The 1,405-nt window shown below is 72.2% G+C and carries 3 protein-coding genes; 1 reads left to right on the top strand and 2 read right to left on the bottom strand.

What is annotated here, in order from left to right:
- Positions 1–57 precede the first annotated feature (57 nt).
- A complete protein-coding gene (locus IH44_RS48975) occupies positions 58–267 on the bottom strand; it encodes a hypothetical protein (RefSeq protein WP_051818358.1) in 210 nt (69 codons plus the stop codon).
- A gap of 39 nt (positions 268–306) precedes the next feature.
- On the bottom strand, positions 307–480 hold the full coding sequence (locus tag IH44_RS48970; RefSeq protein WP_232795285.1) for a hypothetical protein: 174 nt from the start codon (positions 478–480) through the stop codon (positions 307–309).
- Between the two features lie 404 nt (positions 481–884).
- Between IH44_RS48970 and IH44_RS48965 the strand changes: the two genes are divergently transcribed.
- Positions 885–1,405, top strand: a 521-nt coding sequence (locus tag IH44_RS48965; protein ID WP_304414228.1) for an SdrD B-like domain-containing protein, incomplete at its 3' end; no start/stop codon positions are given.

Genomic DNA, 1,405 nt, shown 5'->3' with positions numbered 1-1,405 from the left:
CGACCTGTCCGCGGGCAAGCAGGCGGTGCTCACCACCGGCCTGTGGAACCCGTCCGACTACTGCCAGCGCAACGCCCCGCTGGCCACCGCCTGCCAGCCGCCGATCGGCGCCCCGGCGGGCCAGCGCACCCTGCTGACCTTCCCGTACGAGGCGCGCGGCGTGAACAAGGACGTCACGAACATCGGCACCAGCGGCGAGACCGGGAACGTCTTCGGCATCGCCTGGAACCGCGACGACCAGCGGCTGTTCAGCTCCGCCCAGGCCAAGCGCGCCACCGCGTACGGCCCCGGCGGCCCGGGCGCGATCTACGTCACCGACCCGGCGAAGAAGACCACCGCCCTGTTCGCCACCGTCCCGTCGGCGGCGTCTGCTCCGGCCAGTCCACCGGGAAGATCACCGACCTGCGGGCCGTCGTGCTGCCCTTCGACCCGGCCACCGGCGCCTTCAAGGCGGCGGTCCTGGACCAGCCGCTCGACCACCGGGGCACCCCGGCGAACATCTGCGCGGGCTACTACTGGTACCCGTGGCAGGACGACCAGCCGCTGCAGAACGGCCAGGTCTGCGGCCTCAACCCGGAGCCCGAGCTCGGCGAGGTCGGCTTCGAGACCGACGGCTCGATGCTGCTGTCCTTCCGCGACCGGTACGCCGACCAGGCCGCCGCCGCCCCGCCGGACGGGCAGCCGTTCCCGCCCGGCTTCGTCTACGTGCTGGCCTCGGCCGACCTCAACAAGGCCTGCAAGTCCGGCGGCACGTACGTGCTGGACGTCAACCTCGGCTGCGGGGAGACCGTCCGCAACAAGGGCTTCTTCGACCTGAGCCGGCCCTACCCCGGCGGGCACCCGTACCCGACGTTCGCGGGCATGGCGCTGTCCCGGGCCTCGAAGTGCTCTGCGACCGCGCCCCGCTGCAGATCGGCAACCGGGTCTGGTACGACCCCGAGCGCTCCGGGCAGCAACTCCCGCAGCAGCAGCCGGTCCCCGGCGCGACCGTCCACCTGTACGACGCGGACGGCAAGCTGGTCGGCACCACCAGGACCACCGCCCGCGGCGAGTACTACTTCGACGACACCAACGTCACCGGCGGCCTCAAGCCGAAGACCGGCTACACCATCCGGCTCGACAACCCCGCCGACTACGCCGAGGGCGGCCCGCTGTACCACTGGGTCCCGACCAAGGACAACGTCGGCGACAACCGCCTGACCGACTCCGACGGCACCGTCCCCAAGGGCGGCACCTACGTGGAGCGGGTGCTCACCACCGGCGGCCCCGGCCAGGACGACCACAGCTTCGACTTCGGGTTCCAGCACCAGCAGGGCGCGCTGCGCCTGGTCAAGCACGACCAGGACGGCAAGCCGCTGCCCGGTGCGGTCTTCCAGCTGTGGCGCGAGTCCAACGGCACCGACGG

It is taken from the genome of Kitasatospora sp. NRRL B-11411 (assembly GCF_000721345.1).
Lineage (GTDB): Bacteria > Actinomycetota > Actinomycetes > Streptomycetales > Streptomycetaceae > Kitasatospora > Kitasatospora cineracea.
The sequence above is the reverse complement of the archived record's forward strand: the minus strand, read 5'-3'. Positions and strand labels throughout refer to the sequence as shown.